Origin of the sequence: Bradyrhizobium sp. SPXBL-02 (genome assembly GCF_051853065.1) — a bacterium.
Lineage (GTDB): Bacteria > Pseudomonadota > Alphaproteobacteria > Rhizobiales > Xanthobacteraceae > Bradyrhizobium.
Genome location: NZ_CP182474.1, coordinates 1,859,115 through 1,874,568, shown reverse-complemented (window position 1 = coordinate 1,874,568; position 15,454 = coordinate 1,859,115). Strand labels below are relative to the sequence as shown.

13 protein-coding genes are annotated in these 15,454 nt (G+C 57.7%); 11 read left to right on the top strand and 2 right to left on the bottom strand.

The window, feature by feature from the left end:
* The first annotated feature begins 1 nt into the window (after position 1).
* The 9 genes from ACNJYD_RS08650 to ACNJYD_RS08610 all read left to right on the top strand — a co-directional run bounded on the left by ACNJYD_RS08650 (position 2) and on the right by ACNJYD_RS08610 (position 9,051).
* Entirely contained in the window at positions 2-943 is a 942-nt protein-coding gene (locus ACNJYD_RS08650; RefSeq protein ID WP_439365987.1) for an ABC transporter permease, read from the top strand.
* A gap of 1 nt (position 944) precedes the next feature.
* Positions 945-1,826, top strand: a complete 882-nt coding sequence (locus ACNJYD_RS08645) for an ABC transporter permease (RefSeq protein ID WP_439365986.1) — start codon at positions 945-947, stop codon at positions 1,824-1,826.
* A gap of 1 nt (position 1,827) precedes the next feature.
* The gene (locus ACNJYD_RS08640; protein WP_439365985.1) at positions 1,828-2,835 is read left to right on the top strand and encodes an ABC transporter ATP-binding protein; all 1,008 of its coding nucleotides are present in this window, start codon (positions 1,828-1,830) and stop codon (positions 2,833-2,835) included.
* Complete coding sequence (locus ACNJYD_RS08635; RefSeq protein WP_439365984.1) at positions 2,832-3,827, top strand: ABC transporter ATP-binding protein; 996 nt, start codon at positions 2,832-2,834, stop codon at positions 3,825-3,827. The genes ACNJYD_RS08640 and ACNJYD_RS08635 overlap by 4 nt, the downstream gene beginning before the upstream one ends.
* Positions 3,828-3,943: 116 nt before the next feature.
* Positions 3,944-4,573, top strand: a complete 630-nt coding sequence (locus ACNJYD_RS08630) for a helix-turn-helix domain-containing protein (RefSeq protein WP_439365983.1) — start codon at positions 3,944-3,946, stop codon at positions 4,571-4,573.
* Between the two features lie 114 nt (positions 4,574-4,687).
* Positions 4,688-5,962 (top strand): FAD-dependent oxidoreductase, encoded by a 1,275-nt coding sequence (locus ACNJYD_RS08625; protein ID WP_439365982.1) that lies wholly within the window; start codon positions 4,688-4,690, stop codon positions 5,960-5,962.
* A 90-nt stretch (positions 5,963-6,052) separates the two neighbouring features.
* Positions 6,053-7,027: an ornithine cyclodeaminase family protein gene (locus ACNJYD_RS08620; protein WP_439365981.1), complete on the top strand. Its 975-nt coding sequence runs from the start codon at positions 6,053-6,055 to the stop codon at positions 7,025-7,027.
* A gap of 486 nt (positions 7,028-7,513) precedes the next feature.
* Entirely contained in the window at positions 7,514-8,710 is a 1,197-nt protein-coding gene (locus tag ACNJYD_RS08615) for a M20 aminoacylase family protein (RefSeq protein WP_439365980.1), read from the top strand.
* Entirely contained in the window at positions 8,707-9,051 is a 345-nt protein-coding gene (locus ACNJYD_RS08610; protein ID WP_439365979.1) for a hypothetical protein, read from the top strand. Before ACNJYD_RS08615 ends, ACNJYD_RS08610 begins: the two co-directional genes overlap by 4 nt.
* Before the next feature lie 1,012 nt (positions 9,052-10,063).
* On the opposite strand, the gene ACNJYD_RS08605 is transcribed toward ACNJYD_RS08610, so the two are convergent.
* The gene (locus ACNJYD_RS08605; protein WP_439367430.1) at positions 10,064-11,467 is read right to left on the bottom strand and encodes an MATE family efflux transporter; all 1,404 of its coding nucleotides are present in this window, start codon (positions 11,465-11,467) and stop codon (positions 10,064-10,066) included.
* Positions 11,468-11,858: 391 nt separating this feature from the next.
* On the opposite strand from ACNJYD_RS08605, the gene ACNJYD_RS08600 reads away from it, so the two are divergent.
* Complete coding sequence (locus tag ACNJYD_RS08600; RefSeq protein WP_439365978.1) at positions 11,859-12,215, top strand: hypothetical protein; 357 nt, start codon at positions 11,859-11,861, stop codon at positions 12,213-12,215.
* Positions 12,216-12,775: 560 nt separating this feature from the next.
* Positions 12,776-13,510, top strand: a complete 735-nt coding sequence (locus tag ACNJYD_RS08595) for a hypothetical protein (protein WP_439365977.1) — start codon at positions 12,776-12,778, stop codon at positions 13,508-13,510.
* A 533-nt stretch (positions 13,511-14,043) separates the two neighbouring features.
* Here the strand turns inward: ACNJYD_RS08595 and ACNJYD_RS08590 are convergent.
* On the bottom strand, positions 14,044-14,748 hold the full coding sequence (locus ACNJYD_RS08590) for a hypothetical protein (protein WP_439365976.1): 705 nt from the start codon (positions 14,746-14,748) through the stop codon (positions 14,044-14,046).
* Positions 14,749-15,454 lie beyond the last annotated feature (706 nt).

The following is a 15,454-nucleotide window of genomic DNA, read 5'->3' as shown; positions in this document are numbered from 1 at the left end:
TTTGGGCACTTACATCCTTCGCAGGCTGATCTCGGCCATCGCAGTCATGGCGGCGGTCGGTATTTTCGTCTTTCTGCTTCTCAGGCTGGCGCCTGGCGATCCGGTAGCCATGATCGCCGGCGACATGGCTACGCAACAGATGATTGACGGCATCCGCGAACAACTGAAGCTGAACGAACCGCTGCCGGTTCAGTTCGTCCGTTGGGCGTGGGATATAGTGAGAGGCGATCTCGGCACCTCGATTTTCACTGGGCTGCCAGTTCTCAAGCTGATCTCACAGCGGCTTCAGCCGACGCTTTCGCTTGCGATCTTAACGATGATTCTTTCGGTCACGGCCGGTGTCTTTTTCGGTATTTTTGCTGCGTGGCGGGCTGGCGGCCTGGTCGATCGCATGCTCTCCGCGTTCGCGGCCATTGGCTATTCCGTCCCGGTGTTTGTCGTCGGTTATTTCCTTATTTATTTTTTCGCGATCGAAGCGCATTGGTTGCCAGTCCAAGGCTATATAGCGATAGACCAGGGCTTCGGCCCCTGGTTCGTGCATCTGATTCTGCCGACAGTGGCATTGGGGCTGCCCTATATTGCCTTCATCGCTCGCATTACGCGCGCGAGCATGCTCGAAGTTCTATCGGAAGATTACATGCGCACGGCGGCCGCCAAAGGCGCTTCGACCTATGCCATGCTTTTTCATCATGCTTTGAAGAATGCAGGCGCCCCAATCCTCACCGTGATCGGAACGAGCCTCGCCTATCTGATCGGCGGCGTGGTGATCACTGAAACGGTGTTCAACATTCCCGGCGTCGGCCGCTTGGTCGTCGATGCGATCAACAATCGCGACTATCCCGTCATACAGGGCGTGCTCATCCTCGTTTCGGGCCTTTACGTCCTGATCAACCTGGCTATCGATCTTGCCTACACGCTCGTCGATCCTCGTATCCGGTACTGATATGCCACTTCTCTCACAATCGATTGATGCCGCGCCCGCAGGCCGAGCTCGGCTGTTTGATCTTCCCCGTCGGGCAAAGCGGTACCCTTTGCTCCTTACCGGCGGCGGCCTGTTGGCTCTGGTAATCGCAATGGCGGTAGCCGCTCCACTTTATGCTGGCGACCCAATCAACATGGATCCATCCACACTCCTGCAACCTCCTTCGGCTGCACTATGGCTTGGAGCCGACAATCTGGGGCGCGATGTCTTTGCGCGAACCATGTTCGGCGCACGGATCTCCATTGTGGTGGGTTTGGCGTCCACCGCGCTGGCGGCCTCGGCTGGCCTCCTGATAGGACTCATAGCCGGCTATAGCCGCAGCTTCGATAACGTCATAATGAGAGCCATGGACGGCCTGATGTCGATCCCAACCATTCTGCTAGCCATCGCACTTATTTCGCTGACGGGTCCTGGGATCGGCATTCTTATCGTAGCGATTGCGATTCCCAGTACCCCATCGACCGCCCGGCTGGTCCGTTCCGTGGTCCTGAGTGTCCGGGATTATCCCTATGTGGTGGCCGCGATCTGCGGCGGCGCGCGGCTGCCCAAGGTGCTGTGGCGGCATGTCCTGCCCAGCGCCGTACCGCCGCTGATGGTCCAAAGTGCCAACGTTTGCGCTAGCGCGATTCTGACCGAGGCTGGACTGAGCTTCCTCGGCGCAGGCGTGCCGCCCGACATTCCCAGTTGGGGCAACATGATCGCAAGCTCCCGCTTGTATCTCTCCATCGCTCCATTGATGGTCTTCGCGCCCAGTATCTGCCTCGCCGTCACCGTCCTTGCAGTCAATCTGCTCGGAGACGGTTTGCGCGATTTGTTCGATCCCCGCTCGAAAGGCAGGCGTTGAGATGCCAGTACCCAAACCCGCAAGGGATAATGTGCTGCTCGAGGTTCGCGATCTCGAGACGCATTTCTACGGGGAGGACAGTGTAACGCGTGCGCTCGCGGGCGTCAGTTTCCAGGTCAAAAGCGGCGAGACGCTTGGCATCGTCGGCGAATCAGGATGCGGAAAGAGCGTCACCGCTCTCTCCATTTTGCGCCTGCTGCCGAAACTGACCGGCAAAATCGTGGGCGGCGAGATCCGCTTTCATGGGCGTGACCTGCTGAAATTCCCGGACCAAGAGATGCGAAAGATCCGCGGCAATCGGATCGCCATGATTTTTCAAGAGCCTATGACGAGCCTGAACCCCGTTTATACCGTCGGCAGTCAGATCGCCGAAGCGGTGCGAATTCATACGAAGGCCTCCCGTGCGGAAGCGATGGCAAAGGCACAGGAAATGCTCGGCCTTGTCCGCATCGCGGACCCCGACCGCCGGATCGAAAACTACCCACACGAAATGTCGGGGGGCATGCGCCAGCGCGCCATGATCGCCATGGCGCTGGCCTGTTCGCCGGAACTGTTGATCGCTGACGAGCCGACGACCGCGCTCGACGTCACCATCCAGGCGCAGATCCTGCGGCTGATCGTCGATCTGAAAGAGCGCATGGGCACGGCCGTGATGTTCATCACGCATGATTTGGGTGTTGTCGCCGAAACCTGCCAGCGCGTGATCGTGATGTATGCCGGCCGGATCGTCGAGCAAGCGAATGTGAGGGACCTGTTTGCACATCCTGCACACCCCTATACCCAGGGCCTGATGCGCTCGGTGCCCAATCCGCGGCTCGGCCGGAGACAGCACCTTCCGGAAATTCCCGGTATGGTGCCGACTCTGCGTCAGCCCATCGTCGGGTGCAGCTTTGCGCCACGCTGCCCTTTTGCAATCGGAAGGTGCTGCGAAGAAACGCCTACGATGCGCGATGTCGGTCTCGGCCATGCTGCGGCCTGCTGGCGCTCCGAGGAGGTCGCGAGCGCATGAGCAATCCGCTGCTGAAAGTCGAGAATCTAACCAAGCACTATGCGCTTGGGACGAGCCTCCTCAGGAAGTCCGGCCCGATGGTGCGGGCGGTGGAGGATGTCTCCTTTTGCGTCGAAGCCGGCGAGACGCTCTGCATCGTCGGCGAATCCGGCTGCGGCAAATCCACCGTCGCGCGGCTCCTGATGCGGATCGTCGAGCCCACGGGCGGGCGCGTGCTGGTCGACGGCAACGACATTGCGGGTCTCGATGCGCGTGCGCTTCGCGCATGGCGCCGTCGGATGCAGATGGTGTTTCAGGATCCCTATTCGTCGCTGAATCCGCGCCTCACGGCCGGGCAAATCATTACCGAGCCAGTCGAGAATTTCGAGCGCCTCAGCCGAAAACAGCGCCACGCGCTTGCCGCGGACCTTCTCCAAAGGGTTGGCATGCGGCCCGAAATGATGCACCGGTTTCCGTCCGAATTGTCGGGTGGGCAGCGCCAGCGGCTCGGCATCGCCCGGGCGCTGTCCCTTGAGCCGTCGCTCATCATCGCCGACGAGGCGGTCTCAGCCTTGGACGTCTCCGTGCAGGCCCAGATCTTGAATCTGCTGCAGGATCTCCAGCAGCAGATGGGCATCGCCTTTGTCTTCATCTCGCATGACCTCAGCGTCGTGGAGCATATCGGCCATCGCGTCGCGGTCATGTATTTGGGGCGGATCGTCGAACTCGCGCCGTGCGAGGCACTGTTCGCCAAGCCAGTCCACCCCTACACCGAAGCTCTGATTGCGGCGGCTCCGGTGCCGGACCCCACGCGGGTTCGCTCAGAAGTTCCGGTGGAAGGCGAGGTGCCAAGCCCCATCAATCCGCCGAGCGGGTGCGCGTTCCACCCGCGCTGTCCGCTCGCGGTCGAGCGTTGCCGTATTGAGACGCCGCCTCTGGTCCCAATGCCGGATGGGCGTATCGTCGCCTGCCACGTCCGCGCACCCACCAAAGAGAGGTCGACGTTGCCGTGACGGTTGCTTCTTTAACACGGGATTTCCCGATGCGATGCGTGGCATCTCATCCTACGTCCCTCCACAGTGCGGCGAAATGCCTTGGCCAATTGACCACCAATGGGAACGAAATAGAAATGGCGCAAGTGGATCATGTGGCACAGAATAATCACCCCCCGATTGGGATGATAGTTCAAAAATTGCGCAAGCACTCTGGGCTCACGTTGAACGATCTCGCTCAAAAGTCGGGCTTATCTCTTTCCGCTGTATCGAAGATAGAGAATGGTCAAGTTTCGCCGACTTACGAGACGATCCTGCGCCTTGCCGTCGGGCTTAACGTAGATGTGACGAAGCTCTTCGGTAGCACCACCGACAAACCCGGTGCGGCAGGACGGATGGTCGTGACCAGAAGGGGCGAGGGCATCCTGCAAAAGACCCCTCATTACGAATACGAAATGCTCAGCGCTGAGCTTTCAACGAAACAGTTCACTCCCCTGCTGACGAAGGTGCGCGCGCACTCAATCGAGGAGTTTTCTAAGATTGAAGGACATACAGGAGAGGAGTTCTTTTATGTAATATCGGGCGAAGTACTGTTATATACCGAACATTATGCGCCTGTTCGTCTTTCTCCAGGAGATAGCAGTTATTTCGATTCAGCGATGGGGCACGCTCTAGTCTCGGTAAGCGACGAGGATGCGTTGATATTGTGGATCGCGACCCGAGTTCATGGAGTTCTCGTTCAGGTGAGTATGTCCTCCGACAATTGAGAATGCCCTTGTCGTTCACAAAACGGCAGTGAACAGTTCTCGCGAATTGTTTCCGGCAATCTCGTTCAAATGTCGTGTATCTGCGCGTAGACGTCGATTTCTTGAGTGCTGGTTATGGATTACGCAACTCGCAAGGGCAGCATTGTCGTGGTCGGAGCGGGCGTGGCGGGGATTATGACCGCTTACGCGCTCGCGAAGCGTGGCTTAGACGTGACCGTCGTTGATGCGTTGTCCGGCCCGGCAGAAATGTGTAGCCGCGCAAATGCCGGTATTATCGCTGTAGGCCATGCAAAAGCTTGGGCGGGGCCTGAGGCGATCGGAGCCATGATAAGGGCCCTTGCCGGAAGCACCTCATCGGTGCGAGTAACTTGTTTGATGGATCCCGCGCTCTGGCGCTGGGGACTTGAGTTCCTCCGCAACTGCACCCGGTCGGCTCATCACTCAAATACCGAAAAGCTGCAGGATTTGAGTCGGTACAGCCGCGATCTGGTCGCGGTAGCCGAGGCGCAGATGAATCTGCCGAGGGAGACGCGGCATCAGGGATGTCTTTATTTGTTTCAGAATTGGACACAGTTTGGCGCTTCTATCGCTTCGATCGAAGACCACGGGGGTGGCTCCATTGAGGTGCTAGATTGTGCCGCGCTGATCGAGCGCGAACCGGCACTGTCCGGAATGTCCGACCGATTGGTTGGTGGGCTATTCAGCCCAACAGATTGCGTGGGTGATTGCCGGTTATTTACCCGGCGCACGGCTGACTATTTGATGCAGGCGCACAAATTAGATATGCATTTTAACACGCGTGTTACCGGCTTCCGCCGCACAAAGAATACGATCGAGGCCGTCGAAACCAACCGTGGGGAGATATCGTGTGGCGCAGTGGTCTTGGCCACCGGTGTTGAAACAGCTCACATAACCCGCCCCCTCGGCTTCCAGCCCAATATATACCCCGTCAAGGGCTATTCCGGCACGTGGAAGATTATCGATCCTGCTCGAGTACCTTCGCTGCCCTATGTCGATGAGACTGAACTTCTGGCAGTGGCGACCTACAGCGGGAATCTCCGTGTGACAGCCATGGCAGAATTTGCGGCGTACGATCGTTCCGTTCGCGAAAGCCGCACTTCACAGATCACGGATTATGTGCGGCGGTCTTTCGGGAACGCGGTGGATCTGAATACGACGGAATTTTGGGCCGGTCTGCGGCCGACTACAGCGGCTGGGCCCCCCTATCTGGGTCGGGTCCGCACATTCAACAACCTTTGGATCAATGCGGGGCACGGACAGCTTGGATGGACCATGGCTTTCGGTTGTGGAGAGTTCATAGCGCAGACAATGACAGGCGAACACACATCATTGAAAGACGTGTCGTCTACCGCGCAGTGGCTTACTTGATCTCCATCTTTTTGAGAAAACTAGAGGCGCTGAGCCGCCAGAGCTGTTTCATACGCATTCAACCGAAGAGGGAGCCGGAGAAATATTCGAATGACTGATGCTGAATTTAGATTCGTGGATACTGAGACGACAGCTGCGAACCTACCGTATGGCGCTCTTATCGATGCGCTGGAGGCTGGCTTTTCTCAAGGCTGCGTGCTGCCAGTACGGCATCATCATTATATCGAGAAAACCGGCGAACCTAATGCTACTCTTCTCCTTATGCCCGCTTGGTCCAAGCCGGACGATGCAAGCCAGTTCCTGGGAGTTAAGCTCGTTACAATCGTTCCGGGCAATACCGCTCGAGGATTATCCGGTTTGACGTCTACCTACATGCTTTATAGTGCCGAGACAGGGCAACAGTTAGCGTTGATGGACGGCAACGTAATAACATCAAGGCGGACGGTAGCGACGTCGGCCTTGGCAGCCCGTTTCCTTGCCCGCAAAGATGCACGGACGCTGCTCGTCATTGGTGCGGGTCGAGTCGCCAGCCTCATCCCCGAAGCCTATCTTGCTGTAAGGCCAATCGAGAAAGTGTTAGTTTGGGATATCAGCACTGAAAGTGCTGACAGGCTCGTGCGATCACTGAACGAGCGGAATATTGCCTCCGAGCTGGCCACTGACCTGGAGCACGCGGTCGACGCATCCGATATAATTAGTGCCGCAACGCTTGCGACGAGTCCGATCATCAAAGGAACATGGATCCGAAAAGGAACGCACGTCGACCTTATTGGTGGCTTCACTCCCAAAATGCGAGAGGCAGATGACGCGGCATTGGCTCTTGCTAGGGCTTTTGTCGACACCAAAGAGGCGCTGCATGAGGCTGGTGACCTTGTTCAACCCATTGAAAGCGGCTTGGTGGCCGAGGGTCACGTTCTAGGAACACTTTCGGATCTCGCTAGTGGCAGGGTGAACGGGCGAATTACTTCAGACGAGATCACTTACTTCAAGGCCGTCGGATCCGGACTTGCTGATCTTGTCGCGGCCCGCATGGTGTACGAACAAGTCTGTGTAAAGTGGCAGTGAGGATGGGCCTACGTAACGTCTTGCGCCCGCGCTTGGGCCCTACGTCTGATTATAAGCGGACAGCATCTTTGATATGTTCTGCTCGACACGGCGTCTCGATGTGCCAGATAGCCATGGGCTTGATCAGTATTGGGCATGGCATGTGAGGCAGCATCGAGAGGCATTCGCAACCGGCTGTTCGCATGTGCTTGCGAGAGGCCGCGCCAAAGGCGGACCGTGCAAAAGTCATATGAAAACTTCAAACGAGCGGGCCGATGTTCGCGGATCAAAAAGCCACGGAAAACACCTCAAGGCGTCACATCCAAGCAGCTCGCAAGCCGACCGCATCAGACAAGGTTTGTATAGTTTGGCATTGAGCTGCCCCTCAGCAGCTTCGATATGCCGCGCACACAAGCCAGGGGCGGGAAATCACATCCGGTCTCCCGGTATGAATAGCCGTAGCGTTTTCCGCCATTGCCGCGGCCGCGTTCCATTGAGGAGAGAACCATGAAACTCATAGACTCTATTGTGCGCGAAGCTCCACAAATCGCGGCGTTGCGTCGCGACATGCATGCCCATCCCGAACTATCGTTCGAGGAAGTGCGCACCGCCAGCCTGGTGGCCACGAAGCTTGCGGAATGGGGAATCCCTGTCAATCGTGGCCTGGGCAGGACCGGCGTCGTGGGGATAGTGAAGAACGGCTCCTCGTCGCGCGCCGTTGGGCTGCGTGCCGACATGGATGCGCTGCCGATGCAAGAGCTCAATACGTTCGAGCATGCGAGTAAGCATAACGGCAAGATGCATGCGTGCGGTCACGATGGCCACGTCGCAATGCTGCTGGCGGCCTCACAATATTTCGCAAAACATCGCAATTTTGACGGCACAGTATACCTGATCTTCCAGCCTGCCGAGGAATTCGGTGGCGGCGCGCGCGAGATGATCAAAGACGGTCTGTTCGAAAGGTTCCCGATGGAGGCCGTGTTCGGCATGCACAACTGGCCGGGGCAGCGGGTCGGGAGATTTGGCGTTGCGCCTGGGCTTGCTTGTGCGTCCAGCAATGAATTTAGGATCCTCGTCTGCGGCCGTGGCGGCCATGCGGCGCAGCCGCACAATGCGATCGACCCCGTGCCAGTCGCATGCGAGATCGTTCAAGCGCTCCAGACCATCATTAGCCGGAACAAACGACCAATCGACCCAGGCGTGGTCTCCGTCACCATGATCCATGCCGGCGAGGCAACTAACGTGATGCCAGATAGCTGCGAACTCCGGGGCACTGTGCGCACCTTCACTCTCGAGGCGCTCGATCTAATTGAAAAGCGAATGCAGCAGGTGGCTGAGCATGTGTGCGCAGCTCACGAGGCAACCTGCGAGTTCGAGTTCATCCGCGGCTATCCTCCCACCGTGAATTCGGCCGCCGAAGCAGAATTTGCACGGCGCGTGCTTGCATCCATTGTCGGCGAAGAGAACGTGATGCTGCAGGATCCAGGCATGGGCGCTGAGGACTTCGCGTATATGTTACAGGCGAAGCCGGGCGCTTACTGCGACATTGGAAATGGTGACGGCAGCCACCGGGACGTGGGCCACGGAAGTGGCCCATGTATGCTGCACAATCCCAGCTACGACTTCAACGATGAATTGATCCCGCTAGGCGCCACATATTGGGTCAGACTCGCGGAAGCTTGGCTGGCAAAAGATCGCGCATGACTGCCATTCTCGTCAGTTCTATCGCTGTAGCGGTCGGCGGCCGCGCGGACCCAATCGGGCTATCGGTCATTCTCGCATCGGTGATCAGATTTCCTCGCTCAGTTTCTGCGCTTAAGTATGAGAATCGATCCAATGCAAGCTCATGCCGCCCAGAACTCGGTGATTTTCTTCTTTACGGCACCGGTACGTTTTTCCTTTTTAAGCGGCCGCATTCGTGTTGCCGATCCTCGAAGTCAGTTACCCGCAAATCCGATGGACAATTGTCCGCCCTCTGCAGTCAACAGGCTTCAAGTTCGACGGAACTGGCGCTCGCGATTGCAGAACCGCTGTTGCGCGATTGAATCAAGTAGCGTTCGGACAGAGCCTTCGGAGCATATGCCATTTCCGAACTAGGATGCACGAGAGATCCGGGTCCTGTCCCCTCCATCGATTCGGCGCCGATCGGAGCGTCATCAAGTTGGGCGATCGCAAACTCAACGGTCTCTCGGCATCCTGCTCCTTGAACGCGGGCTGCCCCCCTGCCCCGCCCCAGCGCCGCTGGCCGACTGGTTGGTAGGCATTCGACTTTCACGTTGGGTAAAGAATGTTGTCCGCGGCAATCCGTCCTTAAAGGCGCAACCAGGTGCCACGCTTCCGCATGCGCTCGGCAAGGATGACATAGACATCGTCGCCCGTTCCTTGAGTTTTCGGAAATTCACGGCTTGGCTTCTTAGGATCATCGCGCATTGGCTTCGACAACAGTTTATCACTGGTTGCTCGCGAGTTCGTTCCTATCACCCTAGTCAAGACCGAAAGGAAGGACACGCATTGGTCGTACTCGGCTCAAGGTCTGGTGGTCCCGCCGAACGTGTGGGAGAAGCTGCAACGCAGCGACAACTCCAATCATGAAAATGTCCCCGGCACTCCTGACCGCACCCGACACCTCGAGACCTTCATCGGCGACAACGGGAAACCGCATGAACGGATGACTGGGGGCTCCGCTTCACCGCAACTCAGATGATCTCCACGGCGCCGGCGAGATCGCCAGTCTTGCAGCGCGCTTTGCCGCGCTTCTTTGGATTTCATCCACAGCAGCCGAAATTCCCGGGTCGGTCCCCGCGGGTGGCCGTGTTGGCCTTGGTATTTCATTGTGCCGCCTGCGACCTCTGCCCCGCCCGCCTTTTGCTCGGCAGGGGAACGGCCGTCGTCGTGTTCCAACGCGCCTGGTCAGCGATCGATTTCAGTAGCGGTCTGGCGCCAGCGCGAAACGGCATAGCTCGGCGCGCACCAAAGCGATTTATGCCGATGTGATCGGTTCCGAAGAACGGGCCTTCGTCGCCAAGGTGTTACTCAGTGGTTCTTCCGCAGGCGAGCTCATGCAATGGAGTTTCGACGGTGAAGAGCACGCCTGCTTGTCAACAACTGAAAGCGCCACGCGAGAAGTCCCGCGTAGATGATCGTACCGCTACATAAACCGATCCAGATACCAATCGCGCCAAGGCCTATCTTCAAACCAAGTACGTAACTTACAGAGAGGCCGATCAACCAATAAGCGATGCCCGCGAACAGAACCGGTACTCGCGTGTCCGTCAGTCCGCGCAAGGTGCCGGCCAAAACGTTCGCCACGGCATCGGGGATATAGAAGCTCGCGCCGACCAAAAGGAGGTCAGCAGCGAGTCGGATCGTCGCGTCGGCATCGCCGCCCGATTCTCCAAAAACGAATTCGGCGATCTCAAAACGAGCGGCGACCACTCCGACCGTCAGAGTTGCACCGACTACGATACTGAGCAGTGTCGCGACAAGACCTGCTCGCTTGGCGCCCAGGCTGTCGTTGCGGCCAACCGCATTACCAACGCGCACGACTGCCGCCATGCTGATAGCTAAAGGAATCATAACCAGTATCGCGGCGACCTGAACCGCTATCTGATGGGCGGCGACCGCAGTGGTGCTGATCAGGCCCGCTAGCAGCGTTGCGACGGAGAAGGATCCATTGACGATCAACCAAGTGACTGAAATCGGCATCCCGATTGCAAATAGTCGCCTCAGCATGGACCAATCGAATTGCCAGAAGTGTCCAAGCACGCGGTAATGTCGGAAAGGACGTCGCATTACGGCGACGCACAAACTGGCCGAAAAAGTCCCACAGTTCACGATCGTAGTCGCAAGACCCGCCCCGAACAACTCCAGCCGGGGCAGGCCAAGCTTCCCATAGATCAGCAGATAGGCCAGCAGAGCGTTGAGTGGGGGAGCTATAAGCGTGATCCACAAGAGTGGCCCAGGCCGATTGACTGCGGCCATAAAGTTACGGATGCTGTAAAACCACAGCGCTGGCGCCATGCCCCAAGCCAGTCCCGACAAATACTGGTGCGCTAGCCGTGCTGCGTCGTGTGGCAGATCAAGGGAGAGCAGTATCTGCTCTCCTCGAAATCCAAATGCCACCATCGGGAGCGAGAGCAGCGGCGCCGCCCACAGGCCCATGCGCAGCGAGCGCCGTACTACGCCTAGATTGTTGACCGCGAACGCCTGAGCCGCCAAAGGAGCGATTGCCGCCAGCGGGCCCGCGGCGAAGGTAATGCTAACGAAATAGATCCTGCCGGCCAGCGCAGCCGCGGCGAGTGCGTCAACACCGATCCTCCCAATCAGGGCAAGATCCGTCGTCAGCATCACGATCTGGCCAAGTTGCGTTACCACCATAGGCGACACGAGCTTCGCGGTTTCGCTGAGCTCGAGAGCGAGCCGATGGTTAGCGGCCCTCCCCAGGAGCCCCTTGCGCCACATCACCTCGCGCCTTCTCTCAGCCACACTGTCCATGAGATCTTGGCGACCGGCTTGAGGCTGAAGGCATCGACGTCTCGTGATTGAGATGCACTCCCGTGTCCTGCATTCGCGGCGGTCCGTTGGCTCTTAGATGAAATCTTCTTCAAGGCTCGTGCCAGTTTCGAAAGCTCGACTTCTCAACACTATTTGCTCCACCATGTGGTCGGGTAGACAGCAATGTCGTAAGCATGACAATCAGCAAAGAAGTCTGCATCTAGATGCCGCTGTTGCTTTCCAAGGCTTCAAGATCGGTGCTGACCGTTTCGGTGGCTCTGATCCGGGGCGAATAAACTGTACTATTTCGCTAGAGTTCTCGCTGCCGAATCCCCTCGGTCGGGAGGAGCGCATACCGATGAAGGCCTCAAAATCTCGGACCCAGAAGGCGTTCAGCTGGAAGAAAAGCCATGACGGCGATGGGCATAAGCTGCGCGTGCTCACGATCGTCGATATCTTATCCCGCTTCTCACCGCTGCTGCAGCCACGGTTCACCTTCCGCGGTAGCGATGTCATGGCGATCCTGGAAGGGCCTGCAAGGGAGTGGGATTCCCCGGCAACGATCCGAGTCGATCAAGGCAGCGAGTCCCTGTCGCGCGATCTGGACCTACCACCGACCCACGCGGTGTCACGTTGGACTTCTGCGGCCCCGGTGAGCCACCTGACAACGCGCTCATCGGAGCCTTCAGTGGCGGCATCCGGGCCTAATGCCTGAACCACTTGGCGCACGACCCGTCTAATGTCATCCTCTGTGCCGCCGGGCAAAACATCCGCTGCATCCTCTTCCGGCTCAGGAAGCTCTTGCTTTTCATCCTGACCGTTGTTTGGCCGCCTTCGAACCCGCAGTCGCTCTCACAGCCGCTTGTTGTCGGACGACTAACGAGGACTTCCAAGGCTCGGTCCCAATCGCGACTAACCCAATCGCGACTAATTAGTACTCATCGGTGGTCATGACCTTCCCGACAGGTGGCGTCATCGTTGTAGTATCCATCGCCTTTGAGTTAAGCGGCCGAGTTGAAATGCCCACGGCAGTACGGTTGTTGGCGGTACCGACTCCAGGCTTTGACGCCGATCTATGGACCATGCCTGTCCTGCAAGATGAAGCCGACAAAGCGATGTGGCGGCCCGAGCCAATCTATCCGTCGCCCAAGAGATGCTGTGTCGTGATTAACACGTCGACACGGTCACACAAGGACAGCATCCAATATCACCAGAGCAGGTAGTGTCGAACTCATTGCTAACGCAGTACCATCATTAATAACTCCCGATACCTAGATGCAGCTCATCAGGATAGAATATGGTGCAGCTATGACAGGCGTATCAAAGCTGCTTCAAGCCACACGTCTCATTCGAGTGCATGATGACGTCGCCGCGAAACACGGCATCGAGCTCTCGATAGGATTCGACTTTCGAGAGTATGTCTCAATCACGCAGGCCACAGCGACAAAGGTCGCCACACCTTCAATCTTCCAGCCGGATCGTTCACCAATTAAACCGGGTGAGGGATATTGGATTGTGGGCGTCGACAAGAATAACGACGTCGCACTCGTAGAGGCCGCTCGACTCTACGATCTCTCACACAGCAACCTTGCAGAACATTTTGAGTCTCTAAGGGCTTTCTATGCCGACCCGGCCATGCATGCACATCCTCAGGACTATTGTACTTGCACGGCACCGAGCGCGAGGAAGATTAAGGGGAAAGTCGCATACCATGGCGATCTTTGGGTCCGCGAAGACCTTAGAGGCCGGGGCATACCCAAGATCACGACAAGAGTAGGCCGCAGCGTCACATGCGCCATGTGGGATCCTGACTTCGTATGTTGGATTGTGCTGCGCTGCTTGCTGGATAAAAACATCCATAGATCAGCGCATCATGAAGCCGCCGGGGCGATATTGCGGCTGGTGGAACAGCAAATTGTAGGCGACTATTGGCTTGTTTGGCGAACCGGGGAGGAGTCGAGGAGCTTTGTTGATCGTCACGACAGAAGCGGGCCGATTTTTGCCCCGTAATTTCACCGGCGTCGTCGGACGAAAGCTAACCTTGCTTTCTTGAGGCTGCAAATGCTCGCCACGAGACCTTTTTGTGCCTGCACGAACATCCGCTTGCGGCGCGCCGACGGTGACACTTGTTTCGACATCTTCTCGCCGTTTCCTGGCGACAACGAGGTTCAGCCAACTAGAGCGGCTGAGCTCCAACTAAACGAAACTCAGGCCAAGATCGGTGCGGATGGTGGTCGGGCGGGCGGATCGTCCCTCTCGCCATCGGTGATCTGAGGCCTGAAGGCGCAATAGGACGCGGAAGATAACATTAAGGTCGCCGCGACCAACGGTTAAGTCAGAATGATGCGTAAGCCGCCTGAGCCGTGCGCCCGTCTTCTGACAGTTCCGAACCTAGGCAGTCCACGAGTAGAGGACCAGTCATGAGGTTTCGTGAAGCGCGCTCGAGTGGCCACATCCGAGCTTCCCAACATCACCCCCTTGACGAACGGTATGCTGTCATAACGCGCAACGTATCGTGTTGTTTGGGTGACACGTAAAACGCCTCAGGCGACGGACGCCATCGTGATCCGGCACAGACTTGTGATGTCGTAAATTGGCAGTTTTGTGATATGGCGGGTTGTCGCCGTTACCAACGGAAACGCTGTACATTCAAAAAGGAGTGCTGCGATTTCAGGATGCGCAGCACGAAGTCGCGCAGCGCAGGCGGCGACATCCGCCTGAATATCGGCGACATCGGTCGGCGATGGCGGACGTTTCATCTCGTTCTGCCACAACTTCCCACCTTCGACCCCTCCGACAACTACCCTCATCCGCTCGCCTTGATCACTGATCCCCAGCAGATCTTCGCCGCAATGCCTCGCGTCAGCGGTCAGCACTGCGAGCTTTGCGGCCGGCGGCAGTTGCCGGAGCAATGCCGGCACGAGCAGCAGGCTCGACATCACCACAGGGACATTCACCGACGCGGCAACTGCCCCCTGATGCCGCATAGAGAAACCGCAATTTGAGCTTATTGCGACAGCGCCTCGTTCGATCAGGCGCTGGGCAGCTGCGATGTAAGCCGGCTCGAGCGATGGATCGCCGTGGATCACAGCATCCGCCCAAGCTCCCGCGACAGTTTCCGTGATGACTGGGAAGTCGAAGGTGGTCGGATGCAGCAGCGAACCCGGCCGCGGGACCGGCGGGGCGGCATCCCGCGACAGTCCGATTTCGAGTTTTAGGACTCCGAGAGAGCGTTGGGTCGACGCCACTAAGGTCTCCTGGGCGTGAGGTCTACGATGATAGTGTTCCACCACCAGTCACATACCAGAGCAACAGAGAACACACCAACCATTAGTCTGAAAGTGCACCGAGCCCGCTGGACCCAACAAACATAGTGAAGGTCGCGAGCGCTTCAACGCGTCGGTCAATCCGCGGACCGGATCAACCAGGTTGCCAAAATGAGCATCGACAAATGGTAACGCATTCTGCGCATGTGCGTAAGAGATGCCCGTGCCTTCCTCTAGTGAGATGTGCCGTCATATTGTCCAGAAACGCCTCATTTGGCTTCTTGAGGCCAGGGTCACCAACAGCGCATTGATTTCCTAAGCTCCGATACTGAAACCTTGGCCTGATGCGCAGGCTGGTGACCACGCGTTTTACGACTGAGATGATCTCCGCAGTCCTTAACGAGCGGGTTCGCTCCGTAACCTCAAGAGACGAGATGGCTTGCACTTTAGATGCTTGGGCGGCCACCATTTGCTTGCTACGGTTGTGCATTGTTTAAGATGCTGGTGGCACGATTGAGTTCGTCATGCCCCGAATGCCACGCGTTAGGCCTAGGACGCGAATGCATCGTATTCATTCTAGCACTCCCCTCACGGCACTGTCCTTCGCAGGTAGCACCAGGGGAGTGCCCGTTGGCAGCGGTTCATTTCGGCTGAATTCATGTTGTAATACGCGCCTGCCGGAATGGCT

Excerpts from the sequence above, each read along its gene's own strand:
- ACNJYD_RS08645 (WP_439365986.1), top strand. The coding sequence starts at position 945 with ATGCCACTTCTCTCACAATCGATTGATGCCGCGCCCGCAGGCCGAGCT.
- ACNJYD_RS08640 (WP_439365985.1), top strand. The coding sequence starts at position 1,828 with ATGCCAGTACCCAAACCCGCAAGGGATAATGTGCTGCTCGAGGTTCGC.
- ACNJYD_RS08635 (WP_439365984.1), top strand. The coding sequence starts at position 2,832 with ATGAGCAATCCGCTGCTGAAAGTCGAGAATCTAACCAAGCACTATGCG.
- ACNJYD_RS08630 (WP_439365983.1), top strand. The coding sequence starts at position 3,944 with ATGGCGCAAGTGGATCATGTGGCACAGAATAATCACCCCCCGATTGGG.
- ACNJYD_RS08625 (WP_439365982.1), top strand. The coding sequence starts at position 4,688 with ATGGATTACGCAACTCGCAAGGGCAGCATTGTCGTGGTCGGAGCGGGC.
- ACNJYD_RS08620 (WP_439365981.1), top strand. The coding sequence starts at position 6,053 with ATGACTGATGCTGAATTTAGATTCGTGGATACTGAGACGACAGCTGCG.
- ACNJYD_RS08615 (WP_439365980.1), top strand. The coding sequence starts at position 7,514 with ATGAAACTCATAGACTCTATTGTGCGCGAAGCTCCACAAATCGCGGCG.
- ACNJYD_RS08610 (WP_439365979.1), top strand. The coding sequence starts at position 8,707 with ATGACTGCCATTCTCGTCAGTTCTATCGCTGTAGCGGTCGGCGGCCGC.
- ACNJYD_RS08605 (WP_439367430.1), bottom strand. The coding sequence starts at position 11,467 with ATGTGGCGCAAGGGGCTCCTGGGGAGGGCCGCTAACCATCGGCTCGCT.
- ACNJYD_RS08600 (WP_439365978.1), top strand. The coding sequence starts at position 11,859 with ATGAAGGCCTCAAAATCTCGGACCCAGAAGGCGTTCAGCTGGAAGAAA.
- ACNJYD_RS08595 (WP_439365977.1), top strand. The coding sequence starts at position 12,776 with ATGCAGCTCATCAGGATAGAATATGGTGCAGCTATGACAGGCGTATCA.